The sequence below is a fragment of the Sphingomonas sp. genome (assembly GCF_042095875.1).
Lineage (GTDB): Bacteria > Pseudomonadota > Alphaproteobacteria > Sphingomonadales > Sphingomonadaceae > Sphingomonas.
Genome location: NZ_JBELMJ010000003.1, coordinates 12989 through 36952 on the forward strand (window position 1 = coordinate 12989; position 23964 = coordinate 36952).

Genomic DNA, 23964 nt, shown 5'->3' on the forward strand with positions numbered 1-23964 from the left:
CGGGATCGGTCGTCCACCACAGCAACGTCGTCAGCGCGACGAGGCAGTAGACGAGCAGGAACGTTGGTCGGCGGGCGGGGGCGACCACCGCCAGATCACCTGCGCCGTGGACCATGCCGATCACGCCGATCCCGAGCACCGCGAAGCCCAATTGTACCACCACCGGGGCGAACGCGGCAGCCGCCGCGCCCACCACCAGCGATGCGGCGCCCTTGTTCACGCGCGGCGTTCGTGATCGCGCAGCGCGGACTCGAGGTTGTTCGCCGCGTAGAAGGCGTAGACGACCTTGGCGACGACATCCATGACGAGGATAGCCCACACCGACGCCGGATCGTTGATGATCTTCAACCCCTCGGGGCCAATCAGGAAGACGATCGGGTAGAGGAACCAGATCACAGTCAGGAAGGTGACGTTCTTGCCGTAGGCGGAGCCGAGCGCGTCGCCGCGCTGCATCGCGAGCGCCCGCAGCGGTACCCACAGGAGGTAGAGCACGCCGAGGAAGGCAGCGCACGACCACAGGTACCACATCCACTTGACGATCGGAGCCTCCACAAGTGACGAGATCAACCCCGTCTCGATCATCAGCACGTCCAGCACGATGATCGCGGTCAGGTAGCCGCCGACTTCACCGGTCTTGCCGCGCTCGTGGAACGCCAGCAGCACCAGGCTGGCGAGCAGGATCGGGGTGGTGAACGTCCAGTCGATGTAGCGCGCGACATAGGTCGCCGAGCCGTCGAGCTTGACCAACGTACCGATGCCGAACGCCATCGCGAGATAGGCGGTCGCGGCGATGAACGGCACGGCGGCGTGCAGCAGCGTGTGGTGTTGCGAAGGCGTCGCCTTGCTCCCCGTGGCGTAGATCGCCAGCGAGGCGAGCGACATGATCGTGAATCCGATCATGAAGGCGGTTTGATCCATCGTTCTGTCTCCTGTCTCCGCCTGAGAGCGGCGGACCTAGAAAACTAACGCGGATCAAACGTTACGGTGCCAGCATTGTGACGAATTATTTCTAGGCGACCGCGCGCCACGCGGCGGAGCGGGTACCGGCAGGAATGGGCCGCGCGCGACGGGACGGCGACGGCCCGTGTCGCATCATCCCCCGAGCGCCATCGCCTTCTTCGCGCGCTCGGTCACCTCGGTCATCGTGCCCTCGGTCACCCAGCTGCCGCCGACGCACAGCACGGGGTCGAGCGCGAGCCAGTCGGGCGCGTTCTTCGCGCTGATCCCGCCGGTCGGGCAGAACTTGCACTGGTAGAAGGGCGCGGCGAGCGCCTTGAGCGCCTTGACCCCGCCCGACGTCTCGGCCGGGAAGAACTTGAAGTGGGTGAGCCCGAGGTCGAGCCCGCGCATGATGTCGCCCGCCGTGGCGACGCCGGGCAAATAAGGCAGCTTGCTGTCGATGATCCGCTCGCTCAGCCGGTGCGACAGGCCTGGCGAGACGATGAACTCCGCGCCCGCGTCGACTGCCTGGTCGAACTGGTCGGGCGACACGACGGTGCCCGCGCCGACGATCGCGCGCGGCACCTGCTTCATCTCGCGGATCGCGTCGAGCGCGGCCGGCGTGCGCAGCGTCACCTCGAGCACGCGCAGCCCCCCCGCGACCAGCGCCTCGGCGAGCGGGCGCGCCTGCGCCGCGTCGTGGATCACCAGCACCGGAATCACCGGCGCCGTCTGCATGATGTCGGAGATGTTCATGTATGCTCCTGCGCGTAGGCGGCCGCGGCGCCGAACAGGCCGGGCTGGGGATGGGTGATGAGCTTGACCGGGATGCCGGCCATCAATTGCTGGAACCGCCCCTTGGCGACGAAGCGCTGGTCGAACCCCGAGCGGAGCAACTTGTCCTTGATCCGCAGCCCCAGCCCGCCCGCGATCACCACGCCCTTCGCGCCGTGCGCGAGCGCCAGGTCGCCTGCCACTGCGCCCAGTGCCAGGCAGAAGCGGTCGAGCGCGGCGAGCGCCAGCGAATCGTCGCCGTCGAGCGCGTCGGTCCAGATCTCCTTGTCGGTCCGCTCGCGGATCGCGCGCCCCTCAAGGCTGGCGAGCGTCTCGTAGATCGCGACGATGCCGGGGCCCGCGACGATCCGCTCCGCCGACACGCGCGTGAAGGTGCGGCGCAACCGCTTAAGGATCGCGTCCTCGATCCCGTCGAGCGGCGCATAGTCCATGTGCCCGCCCTCGGTCGGCAGCACGAGATAGCGGCCCGCGCCCTTGTACACCTGCGCCACGCCCAGCCCGGTGCCGGGGCCGCAGACGGTGGTCACGCCCTCGACCGGCAGCGGCGTGTCGGGACCGCACAGATGCTCGAAATCGGCGTGCGGCAGCTGCGCGACCGCGTGGCCGACCGCGCCGAAATCGTTGATGATCGTCCAGGTGTCCGCGCCTAGCCGCTCGGGGATCAGCGACGGGCGGATCACCCACGGGTTGTTGGTCAGGCGGATCACGTCGCCGGTGATCGGCGAGGCGACCGAGATCGCCGCGGCCTTTGGCACCGGACGGTCGAGCCCGGCGGCGAACGCCTGCCACGACGTCTGCAGACTGGCATGGTCGGCGGTCTTGAGCGTCACCACGTCGCCGAGCGAGACGACGCGGCCGTTCTCGACCTCCGCGATCGCGAACCGCGCGTGGGTGCCTCCGATATCGACCGATACGACCTCGCTCACAGCATCGCTCCCGCCAGCATCGCACTCGCTCCCCTTTCCGCCTCGTCCGCTTGCCCCCGAAACATGCCGAACAGCTCGCGCCCCATGCCTGACGGGGCGGGCGGCGGGGTCGGGCGCGCGCGCGCGGCGAGGACGTCGGCGTCAACCAGTACGTCGAGCGTGCCCGCCACTGCGTCGACCCGCACCATGTCGCCATCGCGGATCAGGCCGATGTTCCCGCCGACGCCCTGTGCATTCGGCAGCGCCTCCGGGCTGACGTGGATCGCGCACGGCACCTTGCCGCTCGCGCCCGACATGCGCCCATCGGTGACGAGCGCGACCTTGTGCCCGCGGTTCTGGAGCACGCCGAGCGGCGGGGTGAGCTTGTGGAGTTCGGGCATGCCGTTGGCGCGCGGACCCTGGAAGCGGACGACGACCACCACGTCCCCGTCGAGCTCGCCCGCCTTGAACGCGTCGAGCACGTCGAGCTGGTCGTCGAACACGCGCGCGGGCGCCTCGACGATCCAGCGCTCGCGCTCCACCGCCGACACCTTGATGCAGGCGCGACCGACGTTGCCCTGGAGGATGCGCATCCCGCCGTCAGGCGAGAAGGGCGCGACGGCGGGGCGCAGGATCGTGTCGTCGCCGCTGGCACCCGGCGGAGTCCAGCCGAGCGCGTTGCCGTCGAGCACCGGTTTGTTCGCGTAGGCGGAGAGATCGTCGCCGGCGACCGTCACGATGTCGCGGTGGAGGTGGCCGCTCGCGATCAGCTCGCCGATGACGTAGGGCATGCCGCCCGCCGCCTCGAACCCGTTCACGTCGGCGGAGCCGTTGGGGTAGACGCGCGCGAGCAGCGGCACCGCGGCGGAGAGGCGGTCGAAATCCTCCCAGTCGATGACGATCCCCGCCGCGCGCGCGATCGCGGGGACGTGGAGCAGGTGATTGGTCGACCCGCCGGTAGCGAGCAGCCCGACCGCCGCGTTGACGATCGCCTTCTCGTCGACGCACAGCCCGAGCGGGCGGTAGTCCTCGCCGGACGTGCCGATCGTGGCGAGGCGGTGGACCGCGGCGCGGGTCAGCGCCTGGCGCAGCTTGGTGCCCGGGTTGACGAAGGCGGCGCCAGGCATGTGTAGGCCCATCACCTCCATCATCATCTGGTTGGTGTTGGCGGTGCCGTAGAAGGTGCAGGTACCCTGGCTGTGATAGGCACCGATCTCCGCCTCCAGCAGTTCCTCGCGCCCAGCCTCGCCGACCGCGAAACGCTCGCGCACCGCGGCCTTTTCCTTGTTGGGGAGGCCCGAAGGCATCGGACCGCCGGGCACCATCACCATCGGCAGATGCCCGAAACGGAGCGCGCCCATCAGCAGCCCCGGCACGATCTTGTCGCAGATGCCGAGCAGCGCCGCGCCCTCGAACGTGCCGTGCGACAGCGCCACCGCGGTCGACAGCGCGATCGTGTCGCGGCTGAACAGCGACAGCTCCATGCCCGGATAGCCCTGCGTTACGCCGTCGCACATCGCGGGAACCCCGCCCGCGACCTGCGCGGTCGCGCCGACCTCGCGCGCCCAGACCTTCATCTGCTCGGGATAGCGGTAATAGACCGCGTGCGCCGACAGCATGTCGTTGTACGAGGTGACGATGCCGATGTTCATGCCCTGGCCGCCGCGCATCGCGGCGCGGTCCTCGGGCGTGCCGGCGTAGGCGTGGGCGAGATTGGCGCAGCCGAGCCGCGGGCGGCCGGTCCACGTGTCGCGCTCGCGCTCGATCAGGTCGAGATAGGCGCGGCGCGTGGGCCGCGAGCGCGCGACGATGCGATCGGTGACAGCCTGTACGGCGGGGTTCATCGTTGCGGCCTTCCGTTCGCCCTGAGCTGATCGCGTGCTTCTAATCGCTCAGGGCGGCAGGGCAATCTGTTACGTGATGTTACGGTGCCCAGTGGATGTCGACCGGCAGCTCGACGTCGGCGAGCACGCGGCCGATCGGGTAGGGCGACCCCGCACCCTGCTTGATGGCCGTCTCGATCACCGTGCGCTTCTCCTTGCCAGTCACCGCGATCAGCAATGCGCGCGCGGTGATGATGCCGGCGCGGCTCAGCGTCACGCGCGCGACCGGCGCCTCGGGCGGCAGCGGGTCGGGCATGACGCCCAGCGCGCGGCGCTCGCGCGGGCCGTTCAGCGCCTCGTCGAAGTCGGGGCCGGGGAAGATCGACGCGGTGTGGCCGTCGCCGCCCACGCCCAGCATGCACAGGTCGAGCGGCCAGTGCAGGTCCTGCATCAGCGCGTCGGCGGAGCGGCCGGCCGCCTTGTAGTCGTCGGTCGCCTTGGGCACAACCGGGATCACGCGCGCGCCCTTCGGAATGAACGTCTTGCCGAGTGCCGTCACGTTCGACAGCGGGTCGCCCAGTGGCACGATCCGCTCGTCGCTGGGGATGATCGTCACGCGCTTCCAGTCGAGCTTGGCCTGCGCGAGCTTCTCGTACGCGGGCAGCGGCGTCTTGCCGCCCGCCAGCGCGATTACCGCGGAGCCGCGCGCGTCGATCGCGCTCTCGATCACGAACTGGATGTCGCCCGCGACCGCGTCGGCCATCTCGGCCGCGTCGTCATATTCCCACCACTCGATCTCGGTCGTCATTATACTCTCACTCACATGGAATTGGGGCAGGGCACGCGCTCGCGCTCAATCGTCCTGCCAGGTAACGCCGTCGCGCTCGGTCAGCGCGATCGCGGCGGAGGGCCCCCAGGTGCCCGCGGGATAATGTTTCGGTTTGGTGCCGTTCGCGGCCCAGCCGGCGCGGATCGCGTCGGTCCACACCCATTGCGCCTCCACCTCGTCGCGGCGGACGAACAGGGTCTGGTCGCCCTCGATCAGGTCGAGCAGCAGCCGCTCGTAGGCGATCCGGCGGCGCGTCCCGGCGAACTCGGCGTCGAGGCTGAGCTTCAACGGCACCTCGCGCAGCCGCACGCCGTCGCGGTCGAGCCCGGGCTCCTTCGCCATCACCAGCAGCTCGATATATTCCTCCGGCTGGAGGCGGATCACGAGCGTGTTGGGCTGGAGCAGCCCGCCGCGCCCCGCGAACATCGAGTGCGGCACCGGCTTGAACTGGATCGCAATCTCGCTGCGGCGCTTCGCCATACGCTTGCCGGTGCGCAGGTAGAAGGGCACGCCCTGCCAGCGCCAATTGTCGACGTGCGCCTTGATTGCGACGAACGTCTCGACGTCCGAATCGTAGCCGAGCTCATCGTCGTAGCCCTTGACGACCTTGCTGCTGACCGCGCCTTCCTCATACTGGCCGGTAACGGTGTTCTGCGGCACCTCGGCGGGCGACATGACGCGCAGCGAGCGGAACACCTTGGCCTTCTCGTCGCGGATGTCGTCCTTGCTGTAGCGCGCGGGCGGCTCCATCGCGATCAGCGCGAGCAGTTGCAGAATATGGTTGGTCACCATGTCGCGCAGCGCGCCCGCACCCTCGTAGTAACCGGCGCGATCCTCCAGCCCGACCGTCTCCGCGATCGTGATCTGGACGTTGTCGATGCCGCGCGCGTTCCAGACCGGCTCGAAGAAGCTGTTGCCGAACCGCAGCGCGAGGATGTTCTGCACCGTCTCCTTGCCGAGATAGTGATCGATGCGGAAGATCCGGTCCTCGGGAAAGACCGCGGCGACGGTGTCGTTGATCTCGCGGCTGGAGGCGAGGTCGTAGCCGAGCGGCTTCTCCAGCCCGATCCGCACCGTGTCGCCGGCGAGCCCGACCTTCTCCAATCCCTTCACCGCGGGCTCGAACAGCGACGGTGCGGTTGACAGGTAGATCGCCAGGCCGCCTGACACGTCGCCGATCTTGTCCGCCAGCGCCTGGAACGTCGACTCGTCCGACAGGTCCGCCGGCTGGAAATGGAGGCGATCGAGGAAGGAGGCGATCTTCGCCTCGTCCTTCTGATCGTCGCTCAGCCGGTCGTCGAGCGCCTCGCGCGCGATCGCGCGGAAACTCTCGTCGTCCTCGTCGCCGCGCGCGGAGCCGGTGATCGTCAGCCCCTCGGGCAGCAGCCCGTCGGCGTGCAGGCCGAACAGCGATGGCAGCAGCATGCGCTTGGACAGGTCGCCGGTGGCGCCGAACAGGAGGAATTTGCCGACAGGGTTGCGCTGCATGTTGGCTCCTTGATCGTTGTGCCCGCCACGCGCCCGTCAGGGCACCGGACGGCGGGCCGGATTGATGCGTCGACCGCCTTAGCGCGTGAGCCCGGCCAAGGGGTCCAAACCCGCCATCAGATTCAGGTTCTGCACCGCCGCGCCCGCCGCGCCCTTGCCCAGATTGTCGAGCGTGGCGACGAGGCGGAGCTGGCGCAACTCGTCGTGGCCGAAGACGTGGAGCGTCATGCGATCGGTGCCTGCATCGGCCTCGATGCCGAGCGTCGCAGGCGCCTCGTCCGACACGCGGACGAGATCGCAGCCGTGATAGGCCGCGTGCAGCGCCCGCGCGACCGCGTGCCGGTCCGTGCCGTGCGCGAGTTGTGCGAGGTGCAGCGGCACCTCTACGACCATGCCGCGATAGGTGTCGGCGACCGCGGGCTGGAACACCGGGCCGTGGGCCAGACCGGCGTGGCGCGTCATCTCGGGCACGTGCTTGTGCCCGAGCGCCAGCGCGTAGGGGCGAAATGCGGTGCCAGCACTGCCGTCCTCGAACTCGGCGATCATCGCCTTGCCGCCGCCCGAGTAGCCCGAGGTCGCGTTGACGGTGACCAGCGCGTCGGCGGGCAGCAGCCCACCCCGCACCAGGGGACGGACGAGCGCGAGGAAGCCGGTCGGGTAGCAGCCGGGGTTGGCGACGAAGCGCGCGGCGGCAATCCGCTCGGACTGGTCGGGTTCGAGCTCCGCGAAGCCGTAGGTCCAGGCGTCCGCGACGCGGTGCGCGGTGGAGGCGTCGATCACGCGGGTGCGATCGTTGTCGATCATCGCCACCGCCTCGCGCGCGGCGTCGTCGGGCAGGCACAGGACCACAATGTCGGCGTCGTTGAGCGCATGCCGGCGCGCGGACGCATCCTTGCGGTGCGCCTCGTCCAGGATCAGCAGCGACACGTCGCCGCGCGCCGACAGGCGATCGCGGATCTCAAGTCCGGTGGTGCCGACCGCGCCGTCGATGAAGACGGACACGCTCACTGCGGCGCGACCGCGTCGGCGTCGACGTAGCCGACCAGCCCGGCGTCGACCGCGATCCCCCAGGCGACGCCACCCGTCAGGTCGAGCAGGTCGAATGCCGCGCCGCGCGCGAGCGGGACGAGCACCGCGGCGTCGCGGCCGCGCGCGTCGCGCAGTTGCTCGTCACGCGCTACGGTGCGGCGAAGCGGCGCGGCGTAATGCGGGGCGAACACCCGGTCGGCGAGGCGGACGTCGGCGACGTCGGCGCGCACCGCCTCGGTGCGCGGGTCGAGCGCGCGCGACGGGCCGGTCAGCGCGAAGGTGAGGCGCGGGACACGCTCTCCGATCCTCGGCGCCGCTTCGCTCGGCGCCGATCCGTCCAGCGCCGCGTCCGCCGCCCGGTCAGGCGTTGACTGCGGCCCTGACGGGTGCGGCATGGCCGTCGCCGTCGCCGATGAACTGCCCGAACTCCTCAAGAAAATCTGCCCCTTCGGATGTGCGCGCGACGAAGATGTTGCGCTTGTCGCTGTCGTCGCGTTGCCGGCGCAGATAGCCGAGCGTCCCCAGCCTGTTCAAGGCGCGAGTGACGACCGGTTTCGACACGTTGAGCGCGCGCGCCAACCCGCGCACGGTGTGCGGACCGGGCCGCAGATACACCACCAGCAACAGCGCCATCTGTCGATTTGTGAGGTCGGGTTCGCCCGAGCGCACGTAATCGACCAGCGCGTTCATCCATTGACCAAGTTCGGGCTGAATAAGACTTGCCACTTCCTCGTCCCGCTCGTTCGCGCGCCCGGAAGCGTTCCGGGTTTGTGCGCTCTTAACGCCTTGTTCACGCGCTGGTTTCAGCACCGTCACGAATTTGGCTGCGCTCCGGCACACTGCGCGGCGCGGCGTTGCCACGCTCCGTCGCGGTCGCCCGCCACGGTTGATTGCGCGGGCGCTTCGGCCTATGTCGCCGCGCGTCGCGCCGGCTACGGCGCTCCCCCGATCGGAAGTGCGTCTTCGCCTCATGTTCACGTTCCTGCTCGTCATCCACGCGATCGTCGCGGCCGCGCTCGTCACGGTTATCCTGATGCAGCGCTCGGAAGGTGGCGGCCTGACGTCGAGCGGCAGCCCGTCCGGGCTGATGTCGGCGCGCGGCGCGGCGGACTTCCTGACCCGCGCGACCTCCGTGCTGGCGGGCGCGTTCATCCTCCTGTCGATCCTGCTCGCGTTCCTGGCGGCGAACCGCAACGCGACCTCGGTCGACACCTCGCTCCAGCGGCGGGCGCCCGCCGCGGCGGCGGCACCGGCGCCGACCAACCAGGACGCGCTGTCGGACGCGGCGCGCGCCGCCGCGGCGGTACGGGCCGACGCCCAGCCGGCCGACAACGGCGTCCCGCTCGCGCGCTGACGCTTTGTCTACCGGTCGACATGGGTGATCGTGTCGACACTCGCTTCATCGTTTTTCGCCGCGCGCGTGTCCTGCGCGCGCTTGTGGTCGTTCGTAATTCAGGGTTAGGCGTTTCTCCCCATGGCGCGGTTCATCTTCATCACCGGCGGCGTGGTTTCCTCGCTCGGCAAGGGTCTCATGGCGGCGAGCCTCGCCGCGCTCCTCCAGACGCGCGGCTACCGGGTTCGCATCCGCAAGTTCGATCCGTACCTGAACGTCGATCCGGGCACGATGAGCCCGTATCAGCACGGCGAGGTCTACGTGACCGACGACGGTGCGGAGACTGACCTCGACCTCGGCCACTACGAGCGGTTCACCGGCGTTGCCTCGCGACAGTCTGACAATGTGACGTCGGGGCGCATCTACAAGACGATCATCGAGCGCGAGCGGCGCGGCGATTACCTGGGCGCGACCGTGCAGGTGATCCCGCACGTCACCGACGCGATCAAGGCGTTCGCGCTGGCGGAGACGGACGACGTCGACTTCGTGCTGTGCGAGATCGGTGGCACGGTGGGCGACATCGAGTCGCTTCCCTTTATCGAAGCGATCCGGCAGCTCAAGAACGAGCTGGGACGCGGCAACGCCGTCTCGATCCACGTGACGTTGGTGCCGTACATCGCGGCGGCGGGCGAGCTGAAGACAAAGCCGACGCAGCATTCGGTGCGCGAGATTGCGGCGCTGGGCGTCCAGCCCGACGTGATCGTGTGCCGCTGCGAGCAGCCGCTGCCGACGTCGGAGCGCGCCAAGATCGCCCTGTTCTGCAACGTGCCCGAGAGCGCGGTCATCCCCGCGCTCGACGCGAAGAGCATCTACGCGGTGCCGCTGCAATATCACGGTGAGGGACTCGACTCCGAGGTACTGCGCGCGTTCGGGATCACGCCGTCGTCGGTGCCTGATCTTTCCCGCTGGGAAGAGATCGTCGAGCGGCTGGAGCACCCGGAGGGCGAGGTGACGATCGGCGTCGTCGGCAAGTACGTCGGGCTGCAGGACGCGTACAAGTCGCTGAACGAGGCGCTGGTCCACGGCGGAATCGCCAACCGGGTCAAGGTCAACATCCGCTGGATCGACGCGGAGCTGTTCGAGGGCGACGAGTCGGAGATCGCCGCGCAGCTCGAGCCGTGCCACGCGATCCTCGTGCCCGGCGCGTTCGGGTCGCGCGGGGCGGAAGGAAAGATCGAGTCGGTCCGCTTCGCGCGCGAGCGGCGCGTGCCCTATTTCGGCATCTGCTTCGGCATGCAGATGGCCTGCGTCGAGGGCGCGCGCGATCTGGCGGGCATCGCCGACGCGTCCTCGACCGAGTTCGGTCCGACGCCCGAGCCGGTCGTCGGGCTGATCACCGAGTGGATGGGCGAGCGTGGGCTGGAGAAGCGCGCGGCCGACGGCGACCTGGGCGGCACGATGCGGCTCGGCGCCTATCCGGCGAAGCTCGACGGCAACAGCGTCGTCGCCTCGGTCTACGGCGCCGGCGAGATCGAGGAGCGCCACCGCCACCGCTACGAGGTCAACACCGCGTATCGTGAACGGCTGGAGGCGGGTGGGCTCGTCTTCTCCGGCATGTCGCCCGACGGCATGCTGCCCGAGATCGTCGAGCGGCCCGATCACCCGTGGTTCGTCGGCGTCCAATTCCATCCCGAGCTCAAGTCCAAGCCGTTCGACCCGCATCCCCTGTTCGCCAGCTTCATCGCCGCGGCGGTCAAGCAGAGTCGGCTGGTCTGAACCCACTTTAATCAGGTCGTTTTCAACCCGTCCCGGTCAAGCCTTCATTCATCGCTTAGCGCTATGGCAATGCTTGATCGGGGTGCAGGCGCCATGCTGTATTCCGGTGCAACGGGATCGGTGGGGATCGCAGCCATGACTTTCGCAGCAACGGCGGCCGCTGGCCTGCCGCAACCAGCGCAATCAGCCATCCGTTCGGCGCGAAAGGCCGGACCGCGCCACTTCCTGCCGCCCGACACCGATCGCAGCATCCTGTCGCTGCTGTTCGACATGGGGTTGACCCGGCACTTCATGGGTCACGTCGTGCTGACCGCGGCCGGGCTCGCGGTGCTGCGCGTCATCACCGGCTGACGACGCTCGAATATGGAAAAGGCGCCCGGGCGGATCGCCCGGACGCCCCACGACGCCTCGAAAGGGAGCAAAGAGGCGCCGAACTCGAGCCGGCGCGCGCGTTACGCGGCCTTGGCCTCGTCCACCGCGGACTGCTCGACGGCGGCGAGCGGCGCACCGGTGCGGACCGCGATCTTTTTCGGCTTCATCGCCTCGGGCACTTCGCGCACCAAGTCGATCACCAGCAGACCGTCGTTCAGCCGCGCGTCCTCGACGAAGACGAAGTCGGCGAGTTCGAAGCGACGCTCGAAACTGCGGTTCGCGATGCCGACGTGGAGGAAGTTGGGGCTCTCGGCCTTGTCGTCCTTCTTGCCGGCGACGAGCAGCAGGTTCTGCTGCGCGGTGATCTCGACCTCGTCGCGGCTGAAGCCCGCGATCGCCAGCGTGATGCGATAGCGGTCGTCGGCGAGACGCTCGAGATTGAACGGCGGATAATTCTCTGACGTGCCGCGCGCGTTGGCCTCGATCATGTCGAACAGGCGATCGAACCCGATGGTCGAGCGGCGATAGGGAGTAAGGTCGAAACGCATCTCAAATCCTCCGATAGAAGCGAGTTGAAAAGCGGCGTCCGGGTGCCCGCGACGCCGGCATTCATGCGGCCCGGCTGCGCGGCACCGCACGCGAGAAAGATGGTGAACGCAGAAAGCCTTTCAAGGCACGCGCAAACATCTACTTCATTGATGGGATTTGATCGCACGTCCTAGTCTCCCTGGACCGAAAAGGGGACCTCGCCGATGCCGATCACGCTCGTTCTGCTGCTCGTTCAGGCTGCTGCGGCAGCAGCGGTCGCGCAGGCCGTTCCGCCTGCTCCCGCGCCGCAGAAGGGCGCGGCACCGGACGAGGCCGTCGCGGGCCGGCTCGGCACCGCACAGCAGGGCGACGGCGACGTCGTCGTGACCGCCAGGCGCCGCGCCGAGACGGTGCAGACGGTGCCGATCGCGATCTCGGTGATCGGCGGGCAGGCGCTGGCCGACACGGGGGCGTACAACGTCAACCGGCTGACGCAGCTGCAGCCCTCCCTGCAATTCTACTCCACCAACCCGCGCAATTCCGCCGCCAACATCCGCGGACTGGGCGCGCCGTTCGGGCTTACCAACGACGGGATCGAGCAGGGCGTCGGCATCTACGTCGACCAGGTCTATTACAGCCGTATCGCCTCGGCGACGTTCGACTTCACCGATACCGAGCGGATCGAGATCCTGCGCGGGCCGCAAGGGACGCTGTACGGCAAGAACACGACCGCGGGCGCGATCAACATCACGACGCGCAAGCCCAGCTTCACGCCCGAGGCGCGGGTCGAGCTGACCGCGGGCAATTACGCCTTTGTCCAGGCCAAGGCATCGGCGTCGGGTCCGCTGGTCGACGACAGGCTGGCGGTGCGGCTGTCGGCGTCGGTGACGCGGCGCGACGGCACGGTGGACAACGTGCGCACCGGCGTCCGTATCAACGCGCACGACAACAAGAGCCTGCGCGGGCAGCTCTACTGGCACGCGACCGACACGCTCGATCTGACGCTGTCGGCCGATTACAATCACCAGGACCCGGATTGCTGCGCGCAGTACTTCGTCCGCGTCGGCGCGACGCAGCGCCCGCTCGCGCGCCAGTACGAGGCGCTCGCCGCCGCATTCGGTTACCAGCCGCCGTCGCGTGACCCGTTCGACCGGGTCACCGACCTCGATACGCCGCTGCGCGCGCGGCAGGAGTTGGGGGGCGTGTCGCTGGTCGGCGAACTCGACCTGGGCGGCGCGTCGCTCACCTTGGTCAGCGCGTGGCGCAAATGGGACTGGAAGCCGTCGAACGACCGCGACTTCATCGGGCTGCCGATCACGATCGTCTCGGCCAATCCGTCGCAGCAGCAGCAGGTGAGCCAGGAGCTGCGCATCGCCTCGAACGGTCGCCGCGCGGTGGATTACGTCGCCGGGCTGTTCTACTTCCACCAGACGATCGACACGCAAGGATTGCAGGTGCAGGGGCCGGCGGCGAGCCGGTACCTGCTCAGCGGCGCGAACGCGAACGATCCCGCGGTGCTCGACCGCCTGACCGCGCGCAACACGATCGGGTTCAGCAACACCTCCGCGGCGGCATTCGGCAAGCTGACGTGGCACGTCTCCGACCGGCTGTCGATCGCGCCCGGCGTGCGCGTCAACTACGACCAGAAGAAGGGCGACTATTCCTCGGTCGTGACTACCGGCAGCGGCGCGACGCTCGACTGTTCCGCCGCGGCGCAGGCGGCGAGCAGCGTGACGCGGGATCGATGCGGCGTGCTGGCGCCGCAGCGCTACCGACCCGATTTCGACGACTGGAACGTCTCGGGCGACGTGACGCTCGCCTACGACCTGTCGGACGACAGTCATTTCTACGCGACCTACGCGCGCAGCTACAAGTCGGGCGGCATCAACCTGTCGGGGCTGCCGCTAGGGAGCGACAACCTCCCGCTGCTCGCAACGGCCACGGTGAGGCCGGAGACGGTCAACCATTACGAGCTCGGGCTCAAGAACCAGTTCCTCGACCGCCGCGCGACCGTAAATCTCGCCGCGTTCTGGACCGACATCTTCGACTATCAGGCAACCGTCACCAACAGCCAGTTGAGCGTGCTGCGCGGCTATCTCGCCAACGCGGGGCTGGTGCGGACGCGGGGCGTGGAGATCGACTCGGCGTTTCGGCCGACCAGCCGGCTGAACGTCTACGCCAACGCGGCCTTCACCGACGCCAAATACGCGCGCTTCACCGACGCGCCGTGCCCACCCGAACTGTCGGGCGGCACCGCGCTGCCGGTCGTCAATGGACAGATCGTCGGCACGCCCGGCGCGCCGGGCACGCCGGGAAACAGCCTGCCGTTCTGCGACGTCTCCGGGCAGCGCATCCCCGGCGTGTCGAAATGGGCGTTCTCCTACGGCGCGGAATACGGCATCCCGACCAGTTTCGGCGGGGCGGCGGGCAATCTCTACCTTGGCTACGACGGCAGCTATCGCTCGAACTTCTCGTCCAACCCGTCCGAGTCGATCTACACGCGGGTCGACGGCTACTCGATCTCCAACGTCCGCGTCGGCTACCGCGAGGGCGGCCGCGTCAACCTGTTCGGCTGGGTCCGCAACGTCTTTGATCAGGACTATTTCGAGCTGCTCGCCACGCAATCGGGCAACACCGGGCTGGTGGTCGGCCAACCGGGCGATCCGCGCACCTACGGCGTGACCTTCTCGGCGTCGTTCTGACGCCGGTCGACGGCTCTGCGTTACAGGCGGGGCAGTCGAACATGGTCGATGACCGTGCGTGCAAGTGTTCCAGGGTTGTTACAAAGCAAACGCCCGGGCCGTTTCCGACCCGGGCGCCCGCGTGACGATGAACTCGTCAGCCCCCTAATCCTGCATTCCGCCCGCGCGCCTCGTTGTTCACGAGACGGGGCTGGTCTGCTTTCCCCGAACCACGGCTTGTGCCTGTGTGCCAGTGCGATGATTGCTAGGTGACGCCCGTCCTTCTGTCGACTGTTATGAACGCTCGTCAAACCGAATGTCGCGCGCCTGTGTCGTATTCGCCACAGCTTGGTGCAGCGCCGCCGCGTAGTGCCCGTTGCTCCAGCCCGTTGCCAGCGCGCCGCCTGCATCCTAGAGCGGCGGCCATGTTGCTGTCGCGCTACGAGAGCATGATCGCGCGCCGGTATCTGCTGCCCGGCCGCGGTGAACGCTTCATTGTCCTGGTCGCCGGGTTCAGCCTAGGCGCGGTGATGCTGGGCGTCGCCGCGCTCGTCATCGTCATGAGCGTGATGAACGGCTTCCGTGCCGAGCTGTTCGACAAGATCGTCGGACTGAACGGCCACGCGGTCGTGCAGGGGGTCGGCGGGCGCCTGCCCGACTGGCAGCAGGTAGTGCGCGAGGCGCGCGCGACTCCGGGTGTCACGCAAGCGACCCCGCTGATCGAGCAGCCGCTGTTCGCCACCTACAACGGCCGCGCCGAGTTCATCCTGCTGCGCGGGATGCGCGTGCAGGACATCCGCGACAATGCGACGATCCGGTCCAAGGTGGTGGTCGGCAGCCTCGCTTCCGTGACGCCGGGCAGCAACAACGTCGCGATCGGCGCGCGGCTGGCCGAGGCGCTGGGCGCGACGATCGGGTCGCAGATCACGATCTGGAATCCGCAGGGGCAGTCGACGCCGTTCGGCACCGTGCCGCGCCAGGTCAGCTACACCGTGGCCGCGATCTTCGAGGTCGGCATCTACGATTACGACAAGGCGTACGTCATCATGCCGATCGGCGACGCGCAGACGCTGCTGCTGATGGGCGACTCGGTCAGCATGATCGAGCTGGAAACGAAGAATGCTGACAAGGTGGGCGAAATTCTCGCCCCGCTCGCGCCCAAGGTGCAGGGCTATGCGATCATCCGCGACTGGCGGCAGCTCAACGCCGAATTGTTCGACGCGCTGGCGGTGGAACGGGTCGCGATGTTCGTGGTCCTGTGCATCATCATCCTGGTCGCCGCGTTCAACATCGCCAGCTCGCTCATCATGCTGGTGCGCGCCAAGACGCGCGACATCGCGATCCTGCGCACCATGGGGGCGAGCAGGGGGGCGATGCTGCGCATCTTCATGACGGTGGGCACGACGATCGGCGTGCTCGGCACGATCGCGGGCCTGCTGCTAGGCGCGGTGTTCCTGTTCTACCGTCAGGCGGTGGTCAATTTCGTCCAGTTCGTCACGGGGCAGAATTTGTGGGATCCCTCGATCCGCTACCTGACCGAGCTGCCGTCCAAACCCGATCCGGTGGAGATCGTCGCCATCGTCGTCATCACGCTCGTCATGACCTTCCTCGCGACGATCTACCCCGCCTACAAGGCGGCGAGTACCGATCCGGTACAGGTGTTGCGGTATGAGTGACGTCGCAGACGGCACCGGCCGGCGCATCGGAGCCGCCCCAGGAGCGATCGGCGCTGGCGGCTTCGCCGCGACCGATGGCGGCGGGCTCTCGGTGAGCGGCCCCGTCCTCGAGACTCGCGGCCTCGCGCGCAGCTTCACGCAAGGGTCGGAGACGATCCACGTTCTGCGCGGCGTCGACTTCGCGATCGCGCCGGGCGAGATCGTCGCGCTGCTCGGCCCCTCGGGCTCGGGCAAGTCGACCATGCTCCAGGCGATCGGCCTGCTGGAGGGCGGGTTCGAGGGTTCGATCCGCATTGCGGGCGAGGAGGCGGCGCGGCTCGACGCCAAGGGGCGCACCGCGGTGCGGCGCGACCGGCTCGGCTTCGTCTACCAGTTCCACCACCTGCTCGCCGACTTCAACGCGATCGAGAACGTGATCCTGCCGCAGCTCGTCCACGGCGACGAGCGCGCCGCGGCGGAGGCGCGCGCGACGACGCTGCTGACCGTGCTCGGGCTCGGCCATCGCCTGACGCACCGCCCGTCGCAGCTGTCGGGCGGCGAGCAGCAGCGCGTCGCGGTCGCGCGCGCGCTCGCCAACCGCCCCGCGCTGATCCTGGCGGACGAGCCGACCGGCAACCTCGACGAACATACCGCCGACGTGGTGCTGGCCGAGTTCCTGCGGCTGGTGCGCGAGGAGGGCTCGGCCGCGCTGGTCGCCACGCACAACGAGCGGCTGGCGGCGCGGATGGACCGGGTGGTGCGGCTGCACGAGGGCCAGTTGCAGTGAGCAATTGGCGCGAGGCGGTGACGCTCTCGGGCCGGCACGTCACGCTCCGCCCGCTCGCGCGCGGTGACCGCGACGCGATCGTCGCCGCGCTCGCCGACGTGGGCCCGAGCTTCGCGACGATCGTACCCGACGCCGCCACGATCGACGGCTGGTACGACGCGATCGAGGAACAGGTGGCGGCGGGTCGCGCGCTGCCGTTCGTCGTGCTCGACGCGAGCGGCGCGGTGGCGGGCGTCACGCGCTTCCTGCGGATGAACGAGGCGCATCGCCGCCTGGAGATCGGCGGCACCGTCTACGCACCGCGCGTCCAGCGCACCGGCGTCAACACCGAGGCGAAGCGGCTGCTGCTAGCCCACGCCTTCGACGCGCTCGCGTGCCAGTGCGTCCAGTTGCGCACCAACGTGCTCAACCGCGCCTCGCGCACCGCGATCGAACGGCTCGGCGCCCGGCTTGACGGGATCTTGCGCGGGCACATGGTCACGCCCGCGGGCGAGGTGCGCGACAGCGCGGTCTACTCGATCATGGCGCACGAGTGGCCGCAGGTCCGGCGCAATCTCAACCAGCTGATGCGAGGGGAAGCACGATGACCGCGATCACCGACATGACCGTCACCGCCGCCGACGGGACGCCGACCAGCCTCGACCGGTGGCGCGGCAAGGTGCTGCTGATCGTCAACACCGCGTCCAGGTGCGGCTTCACGCCGCAGTACGAGGGGCTGGAGGCGCTCCACCGCGAGCTCGCCCCGCGCGGGTTCGCGGTGCTGGCATTCCCCTGCCACCAGTTCGGCGCGCAGGAGCCGGGCGACGCCGCCGAGATCGCCAACTTCTGCTCGCTGACCTACGACGTGACCTTTCCGCTGTTCGCCAAGGTCGAGGTAAACGGCGACGCTGCCGATCAGCTGTTCGAACGATTGAAGGCCGACGCGCCCGGCGTCATGGGCACCAAGGCGATCAAGTGGAACTTCACCAAATTTCTGGTCGACCGCGCCGGCAACACCGTCCGCCGCTACGCCCCGACCACCAAGCCGGCGGATATACGCCGCGATATCGAGGCGCTGCTGTAGCGTCTCAGCCCGGCACCGCGAAGGCGCTGGCGCCCTTGCGGTGGTCGGCGGCGGCGGTGATCGAGGTGATGCCGCCGAAGATGAAGCTGATCCCCAGGATGTAGCCGGGCAGCGTCAGCGCGGAGAAGGGCACGGTCGCGAGGATGAACAATGCGAGCAGCACGTTGATGATGCCGAGCGCGATCAACATGCCGCGCCGCCGCTTCAGCCGGAAGCCGTAGACCAGCTCCAGCACGCCGCGCACGCCCAGCCACACCGCGACCAGCAGCGTCAGCGACAAGGCGCCGGTCGCCGGCTCCAGCACCATGATCAGCCCGACGATCACCGACAGCGCGCCGAACAGGATCGTGTAGCCGCGGTGCGCGCTGCCGCGACCGAACAAGGCGGCCGCGATCGCGAACGCGCCCGACACGAAGAAGAAGATGCCGATCACCACCGTCGCGGCGAAGGTCGCGGCGAACGGCGCCGCGAACGCCAGGATACCGAGCAGCACCGACACGATGCCGTACGCCATGATCCAGCCCCAGCCCGCGCCGACCTCCGTACTGCCCGCAGGTCCTGCGCCTCTAACGTCCGTCATTGCACTTACTCCTGCCTGCGCGATCGAACGGGTGCGGACGCGCGCCGGTTCCTCGCGCGGTTGCGCGCTGGTCGAATCGCTTCCGCGCGCCTAGGTTGGCGCGATGCCTCATTCCGGGTTCGTGCCGCTCCGCATCTTCTCCTGCTACACCATGCTCGACGGCGCGATCGATCCGAAGGCGATCGCCAAGCGCGCGGCGAAGCTCGGATTTCCCGCCGCGGCGCTGACCGACCGCAACGGGCTCTACGCCGCGATGGCCTTCTCCGACGGCGCGTTCGCGTCGGGCGTGCAGCCGGTGATCGGCACGATGCTGGGCATCTGCCGGCCCGACATGCCGGAGGGCGGCTCTCCCGTCGTCGACTGGATCGCGCTCTACGCGCAGGATAGCACGGGCTACGACAATCTGTGCGCGCTGGTCAGCCAGGCGCACCTCGACCGCCCGCTGGAGCACGCGCCGCACGTCACCTTCGACGCGCTGGCGCGCCACACCGACGGCCTCATCGCGCTGACCGCGGGCGGGGAGGGTGGCCTCGCGCGCCTGTTCGCGGAGGATCAGCCCGCGCGCGTCGCCGCCTACGCCGATCGCCTTCAGGCGCTGTTCCCCGACCGGCTCTACGTCGAGCTCGTCCGCCGCGGCGACGCGGTAGAGGAGGCCGCGGAGGAGGCGCTGATCGACCTCGCCTACGCGCGAAACCTACCGCTCGTCGCCACCAACCCGTCCTGCTTCGAGGAAGCGAGCTTCGGCGAGGCGCACGACACGATGCTGTGCATCGCCAATTCGACTTACGTCGAGACGGAGGACCGCCCGCGCAGCTCGCCCGAAGCGTGGATGAAGCCCGCGGCCGAGATGCGCAATTTGTTCGCCGACCTTCCTGAGGCGATCGACAACACGCTGGTCGTCGCGCGGCGCTGCGCGGTCGCCGCACCCAAGCGCAAGCCGATCCTGCCCAGCCTCGCCGGCGACCGCGAGGGCGAGGCGGCAATGCTGCGCGACCGCGCGCGCGCGGGGCTCGACGCGCGGTTGCAGCGGATCGAGGAACTGGCGGCCGCCGCGGGCGACGCCGCCGAGCCGCTCGCATTCGACTGGAAGCAGCGTTACCGCGACCGGCTCGAATTCGAGCTCGACGTCATCATCCAGATGGGCTTCCCCGGCTATTTTCTGATCGTCGCGGACTTCATCCAATGGGCGAAGGCGCACGATATCCCGGTCGGTCCCGGCCGCGGATCGGGCGCGGGCAGCGTGGTCGCCTGGGTGCTGACGATCACCGACCTCGATCCCTTGAAGCTGGGCCTGCTGTTCGAGCGCTTCCTCAACCCGGAACGCGTGTCGATGCCCGACTTCGACATCGACTTCTGCGAAACGCGCCGCGGCGAGGTGATCCGCTACGTGCAGGAGAAATACGGCCGCGATCAGGTCGCGCAGATCATCACCTTCGGTAAGCTGAAGGCGCGCGCGGTGCTGAAGGACACCGGCCGCGTGCTCCAGATGAGCTACGGCCAAGTCGACCGGCTCGCCAAGCTGGTGCCCAACCACCCGACCGATCCGTGGGACCTCAAGCGCGCGCTCAACGGCGTGCCCGAGCTCGCCAAGGAATACGCCAACGACAACCAGGTCCGCCACCTGCTCGACCTGGCGACGCAGCTCGAGGGGCTGCCGCGCCACTCCTCCACCCACGCCGCGGGCGTGGTGATCGGCGACCGGCCGCTCGCGCAGCTCGTGCCGCTCTACCGCGACCCGCGCTCGGACATGCCGGTGACGCAGTTCGATATGAAGTACGTCGAGGGCGCGGGGCTGGTGAAGTTCGACTTCCTCGGCCTGAAGACGCTGTCGGTCCTGAAGAAGGCGGTGCAACTGCTCGCGAAACGCGGCATCTCGGTCGACCTCGACGCGCTCGCCTGGGACGACGAGGCGGTCTATCAGCTGCTGCAGAGCGGCAACACGGTGGGTGTCTTCCAGCTCGAATCGGAGGGCATGCGCCGCACGCTGTCGGCGGTGCGCCCGACCAATTTCGGCGACATCGTCGCGCTCGTGTCGCTCTACCGTCCGGGTCCGATGGACAACATTCCGTCGTTCGGCCGCCGCAAGCAGGGCACCGAGCCGATCGAGTACCCGCACGCCCTGCTCGAACCGATCCTCGCCGAGACCTACGGCATCTTCGTCTATCAGGAACAGGTGATGCAGGCGGCGCAGGTGCTGGCGGGCTACTCGCTCGGCGGCGCCGACCTCTTGCGCCGCGCGATGGGCAAGAAGGTCAAGGCGGAGATGGACGCGCAGCGCTCGATCTTCGTGACCGGCTGCCAGGAGGTGAACGGTATTCCGAAGGCGAAGGCGAACGAGCTGTTCGACCTGATCGACAAGTTCGCGGGCTACGGCTTCAACAAGAGCCACGCCGCCGCCTACGCGCTGCTCGCCTATCAGACCGCGTGGCTGAAGGCGCATCACCCGCACGAATTCTTCGCAGCGTCCATGTGTTACGACCTGCATTTGACCGACAAGCTCGCGATCTTCGTCGACGATGCGCGGCGCTTGAGCGTCGAGCTGCTGCCGCCGTGCATCAACGCCAGCCAGGCCGAGTTCGATGTCGAGCCGACCACGGACGGCGGCCTCGCGATCCGCTTCGCGCTCGCCGCGCTGAAATCGGTCGGTGAGGGCGCGATGGAGCGGCTGGTCGAGGCGCGCGCGCAGGGCGGCGCGTTCAAGAGCCTGTCCGACCTCGCCGACCGCGTCGACCCGCGCCTCGTCAACAAGCGCCAGTTGGAGACGCTCGCCGCGGCGGGCGCGTTCGACGGGCTCGACCCGAACCGCGCGGGCGTCCACGCGGTGGCGGAGACGATCCTGGCTGTGGCGGCGAGCGCGCATCACGGCCGCACCAGCGGGCAGGGCGGCCTGTTCGGCGAGGAAACGCACGGCAGCGAGGTGATCAAGCTGTCCGCCGACGCGCGCTGGAGCCTGACCGAGCGGATGGAGCAGGAGAAGGAAGCGTTCGGCTTCTACTTCTCCGCGCACCCGGTCGACCGCTACCGCATGCTCGCCAAGATGCACGGCGCGCGCCACTTCGCGTCGCTGGGCGACCTGCACATCGCCGATGGCGCGCGCGTCGGCGCGACGCTGGCGGTGCTGGTCGAGGAAGCGCGCTGGCGCACCTCCGCGCGCGGGCGGCGTTACCTGATGGTGACGCTGTCCGACCCGACCGGGCAGTTCGCCGCCACCTGTTTCGAGGATGGCACCACCGCCGACCTGGAGGAAGCGGCGCGGATCGGCGGCTGCGGCTTGCTGACGGTCGAGCTCGACCGCCGACCCGGCGAGGAGACGCCGCGCGTCAGCGTCAAGGCGATCAAGCCGTTCGAGACGCTGGCCGCGACCACCCGCTTCGCGCTCGAGGTCGCGGTGAGCGACGCCGCCGCGATCCCCGCGCTCGCCGCACTGATCGGCGAGCGGCGCGGGCAGCGCGGCAAGGTGACGCTGACCGTGCCCGTTCTAGAAGGCGGCAGCGCGCGCGTCCTGCTCGGCCATGATTTCTCGCTCGACGCCGAGCTGGCCGAGCGGATCGAGGGACTGGCGGGCGTCACCGCGGTCACGTTCGACGTCGAGGAAGTGCGCTTGCGCGCGGTGGGCTAGCGACTTTACTCCGTCGTCCCGGGCTTCATCCGGGACCCCGCTTCTCGATCCCACCCGAGCGAGAAGCGGGACCCCGGATCACGTCCGGGGTGACAAGGATCAGAACAGCTCGCCCTGCGCACCCGCCGGCGCGCGAAAGCGCGAGCAGTCGAGATCGAGCCGCCGCCGGTCGTCGCCGAACCCGTGCTTCACGCGCGCGATACGGAAGCGGGTGCGCAGCAGCTCCGCCCACACGCCTTGCCCGCGCATCCGCGAGAAGAAGCCGGGATCGTTGTCGCGCCCGCCACGCAAGCTCTGGATCGTCGCCATCACCTTGCCCGCGCGGTCGGGGAAATGCTCGTCGAGCCAGGCGCGGAACAAGGGCGCGACCTCCCACGGCAACCGCACCGGGATGTACGACACGCCCAGCGCGCCCGCCTCCGCCGCCGCGGCGACGACGGCCTCGACTTCGTGGTCGGTCACTGCGGGGATCACGGGCGCCATGTTGACGTAGGTCGGCACCCCCGCCGCCGTCAGCCGTCGTACCGCCGCCAGGCGCCTGAGCGGCGTCGGCGCGCGCGGCTCCACCGTCATCGCGACGCGGGGATCGAGCGAGGTGATCGAGATCGCGACCGCAGCCTGCCGCTTCGCCGCCATGGCGCTCAGCAGGTCGATGTCGCGCACCACCCGGTCCGACTTGGTGGTGATGACGACCGGATGCTCCGACGCGGCGAGCACCTCCAGCAGCGCGCGCGTGATCCGCCACTCGCGCTCGATTGGCTGGTACGGGTCGGTGTTGGTGCCGATCGCGATCGGCGCGCACGAATAGCCCGGCTTGCGCAGCTCGGCGCGCAGCAGCTCGGCCGCGTCCGGCTTGGCGAACAGCTTCGTCTCGAAATCGAGCCCGGGAGACAGGTCGTGAAACGCGTGGCTCGGCCGCGCGAAGCAGTAGATGCACCCGTGCTCACAGCCGCGATAGGCGTTGATCGAGCGGTCGAACGGCACGTCGGGCGAGGTGTTGCGCGTGATGATCGTGCGCGGGTGCTCGATCGTTACCGTGGTGCGTACCGGCGCCGCCGCGCCGTCAATCGTCTCGCGCGCGTCGAGCCAGTCGCCGTCGGCCTCGCTCTGCGGCAGGTTGAAGCGCCGGCTCTCCGCGTTGAGCGTCGCGCCCCTGCTTGCCCGGTTCTTCTGCGCCGCCATGCCCGCAGGCTAGGCGATGTCGCGGAACATAGCAAGAACGCGGGAGCTCAGCGCTCCAGCAGGCGCGGCATCAGCTCGACGAAGTTGCACGGGCGGTGGCGGCTGTCGAGCTGGTCCTTCAAGATGCCATCCCACGCGTCCTTCACCGCACCGGTCGATCCGGGCAGCGCGAAGATATAGGTGCCGCGCGCGACGCAGGCGCAGGCGCGGCTCTGCACGGTCGAGGTGCCGATCGTCTGGTACGACAGCCAGCGGAACAGCTCGCCGAAGCCGGGGATCATCTTGTCCGAAACGCGCTCGACCGCCTCGGGCGTCACGTCGCGCCCGGTGACCCCGGTGCCGCCGGTGGTGATGACGCAGTCGATCGCGGCGTCGTCGATCCAGCGGTCGAGCTGCGCGACGATCGCGTCGACGTCGTCGCGCAGGATCATGCGGTCCGCCAGCAAATGGCCGACGCCCTCGATCCGCGCGACCAGCGCGTCGCCGGAGCGATCCTCCGCCAGCCCGCGCGTGTCCGACACGGTCAGCACCGCGATGCGAACGGCCACAAAGTCGCGCGTCTCGTCGATTGGCACGCTGG

General features: G+C 69.0%; 22 protein-coding genes and 1 pseudogene. 9 read left to right on the top strand and 14 right to left on the bottom strand.

Features of this window, described 5'->3' with window-relative positions:
* From ACFDS6_RS01820 to ACFDS6_RS01865, 10 genes and pseudogenes are all read right to left on the bottom strand, one after another.
* A pseudogene (locus ACFDS6_RS01820) lies at positions 1 to 220 on the bottom strand (hypothetical protein); the annotation flags it as partial.
* Positions 217 to 918, bottom strand: coding sequence for a bacteriorhodopsin (locus tag ACFDS6_RS01825; protein ID WP_375270402.1), 702 nt, complete (start codon positions 916 to 918; stop codon positions 217 to 219). The pseudogene ACFDS6_RS01820 and the gene ACFDS6_RS01825, both read right to left, overlap by 4 nt.
* 174 nt (positions 919 to 1092) lie before the next feature.
* On the bottom strand, positions 1093 to 1695 hold the full coding sequence (gene eda, locus ACFDS6_RS01830) for a bifunctional 4-hydroxy-2-oxoglutarate aldolase/2-dehydro-3-deoxy-phosphogluconate aldolase (protein ID WP_375270403.1): 603 nt from the start codon (positions 1693 to 1695) through the stop codon (positions 1093 to 1095).
* A complete protein-coding gene (gene glk / locus ACFDS6_RS01835) occupies positions 1692 to 2660 on the bottom strand; it encodes a glucokinase (RefSeq protein WP_375270404.1) in 969 nt (322 codons plus the stop codon). The genes eda and glk overlap by 4 nt, the downstream gene beginning before the upstream one ends.
* Positions 2657 to 4483 carry a phosphogluconate dehydratase gene (gene edd, locus ACFDS6_RS01840; RefSeq protein ID WP_375270405.1) on the bottom strand — a complete coding sequence of 609 codons (1827 nt, stop codon included), beginning with the start codon at positions 4481 to 4483 and terminating at the stop codon, positions 2657 to 2659. The genes glk and edd overlap by 4 nt, the downstream gene beginning before the upstream one ends.
* 79 nt (positions 4484 to 4562) lie before the next feature.
* Entirely contained in the window at positions 4563 to 5270 is a 708-nt protein-coding gene (gene pgl / locus ACFDS6_RS01845) for a 6-phosphogluconolactonase (protein WP_375270406.1), read from the bottom strand.
* A gap of 45 nt (positions 5271 to 5315) precedes the next feature.
* Entirely contained in the window at positions 5316 to 6779 is a 1464-nt protein-coding gene (zwf, locus tag ACFDS6_RS01850; RefSeq protein WP_375270407.1) for a glucose-6-phosphate dehydrogenase, read from the bottom strand.
* A 78-nt stretch (positions 6780 to 6857) separates the two neighbouring features.
* Complete coding sequence (gene argC / locus ACFDS6_RS01855; protein WP_375270408.1) at positions 6858 to 7787, bottom strand: N-acetyl-gamma-glutamyl-phosphate reductase; 930 nt, start codon at positions 7785 to 7787, stop codon at positions 6858 to 6860.
* Positions 7784 to 8203, bottom strand: coding sequence for an SH3 domain-containing protein (locus tag ACFDS6_RS01860; protein WP_375270409.1), 420 nt, complete (start codon positions 8201 to 8203; stop codon positions 7784 to 7786). Before ACFDS6_RS01860 ends, argC begins: the two co-directional genes overlap by 4 nt.
* Entirely contained in the window at positions 8169 to 8498 is a 330-nt protein-coding gene (locus ACFDS6_RS01865; RefSeq protein WP_375270511.1) for a MarR family transcriptional regulator, read from the bottom strand. Before ACFDS6_RS01865 ends, ACFDS6_RS01860 begins: the two co-directional genes overlap by 35 nt.
* Positions 8499 to 8778: 280 nt before the next feature.
* Between ACFDS6_RS01865 and secG the strand changes: the two genes are divergently transcribed.
* From secG to ACFDS6_RS01880, 3 genes are all read left to right on the top strand, one after another.
* Entirely contained in the window at positions 8779 to 9162 is a 384-nt protein-coding gene (secG, locus tag ACFDS6_RS01870) for a preprotein translocase subunit SecG (protein WP_375270512.1), read from the top strand.
* 120 nt (positions 9163 to 9282) lie between these two features.
* Positions 9283 to 10917: a CTP synthase gene (locus ACFDS6_RS01875; protein WP_375270410.1), complete on the top strand. Its 1635-nt coding sequence runs from the start codon at positions 9283 to 9285 to the stop codon at positions 10915 to 10917.
* Positions 10918 to 11052: 135 nt separating this feature from the next.
* On the top strand, positions 11053 to 11268 hold the full coding sequence (locus ACFDS6_RS01880) for a hypothetical protein (RefSeq protein WP_375270411.1): 216 nt from the start codon (positions 11053 to 11055) through the stop codon (positions 11266 to 11268).
* A gap of 101 nt (positions 11269 to 11369) precedes the next feature.
* On the opposite strand, the gene ACFDS6_RS01885 is transcribed toward ACFDS6_RS01880, so the two are convergent.
* Positions 11370 to 11837 (bottom strand): Hsp20 family protein, encoded by a 468-nt coding sequence (locus ACFDS6_RS01885; protein ID WP_375270412.1) that lies wholly within the window; start codon positions 11835 to 11837, stop codon positions 11370 to 11372.
* Positions 11838 to 12041: 204 nt separating this feature from the next.
* Here ACFDS6_RS01885 and ACFDS6_RS01890 point away from each other — a divergent pair, with 204 nt between their 5' ends.
* From ACFDS6_RS01890 to ACFDS6_RS01910, 5 genes are all read left to right on the top strand, one after another.
* On the top strand, positions 12042 to 14519 hold the full coding sequence (locus ACFDS6_RS01890; RefSeq protein ID WP_375270413.1) for a TonB-dependent receptor: 2478 nt from the start codon (positions 12042 to 12044) through the stop codon (positions 14517 to 14519).
* Positions 14520 to 14923: 404 nt separating this feature from the next.
* On the top strand, positions 14924 to 16174 hold the full coding sequence (locus tag ACFDS6_RS01895) for a lipoprotein-releasing ABC transporter permease subunit (RefSeq protein WP_375270414.1): 1251 nt from the start codon (positions 14924 to 14926) through the stop codon (positions 16172 to 16174).
* Between the two features lie 91 nt (positions 16175 to 16265).
* A complete protein-coding gene (locus ACFDS6_RS01900) occupies positions 16266 to 16940 on the top strand; it encodes an ABC transporter ATP-binding protein (RefSeq protein ID WP_375270513.1) in 675 nt (224 codons plus the stop codon).
* Positions 16937 to 17527: a GNAT family N-acetyltransferase gene (locus ACFDS6_RS01905; RefSeq protein ID WP_375270415.1), complete on the top strand. Its 591-nt coding sequence runs from the start codon at positions 16937 to 16939 to the stop codon at positions 17525 to 17527. Before ACFDS6_RS01900 ends, ACFDS6_RS01905 begins: the two co-directional genes overlap by 4 nt.
* A complete protein-coding gene (locus ACFDS6_RS01910; RefSeq protein WP_375270416.1) occupies positions 17524 to 18003 on the top strand; it encodes a glutathione peroxidase in 480 nt (159 codons plus the stop codon). Before ACFDS6_RS01905 ends, ACFDS6_RS01910 begins: the two co-directional genes overlap by 4 nt.
* Positions 18004 to 18007: 4 nt before the next feature.
* Here the strand turns inward: ACFDS6_RS01910 and ACFDS6_RS01915 are convergent, their stop codons facing one another.
* Positions 18008 to 18583, bottom strand: coding sequence for an HdeD family acid-resistance protein (locus tag ACFDS6_RS01915; RefSeq protein ID WP_375270417.1), 576 nt, complete (start codon positions 18581 to 18583; stop codon positions 18008 to 18010).
* 103 nt (positions 18584 to 18686) lie between these two features.
* Here ACFDS6_RS01915 and dnaE point away from each other — a divergent pair, with 103 nt between their 5' ends.
* Positions 18687 to 22202: a DNA polymerase III subunit alpha gene (dnaE, locus tag ACFDS6_RS01920; RefSeq protein ID WP_375270418.1), complete on the top strand. Its 3516-nt coding sequence runs from the start codon at positions 18687 to 18689 to the stop codon at positions 22200 to 22202.
* A 99-nt stretch (positions 22203 to 22301) separates the two neighbouring features.
* Here dnaE and ACFDS6_RS01925 read toward each other — a convergent pair whose 3' ends face one another.
* Both ACFDS6_RS01925 and moaB read right to left on the bottom strand, forming a co-directional pair.
* Positions 22302 to 23384 carry a PA0069 family radical SAM protein gene (locus ACFDS6_RS01925; protein WP_375270419.1) on the bottom strand — a complete coding sequence of 361 codons (1083 nt, stop codon included), beginning with the start codon at positions 23382 to 23384 and terminating at the stop codon, positions 22302 to 22304.
* A 47-nt stretch (positions 23385 to 23431) separates the two neighbouring features.
* Positions 23432 to 23959, bottom strand: coding sequence for a molybdenum cofactor biosynthesis protein B (gene moaB / locus ACFDS6_RS01930; RefSeq protein ID WP_375270420.1), 528 nt, complete (start codon positions 23957 to 23959; stop codon positions 23432 to 23434).
* Between the last annotated feature and the right edge of the window lie 5 nt (positions 23960 to 23964).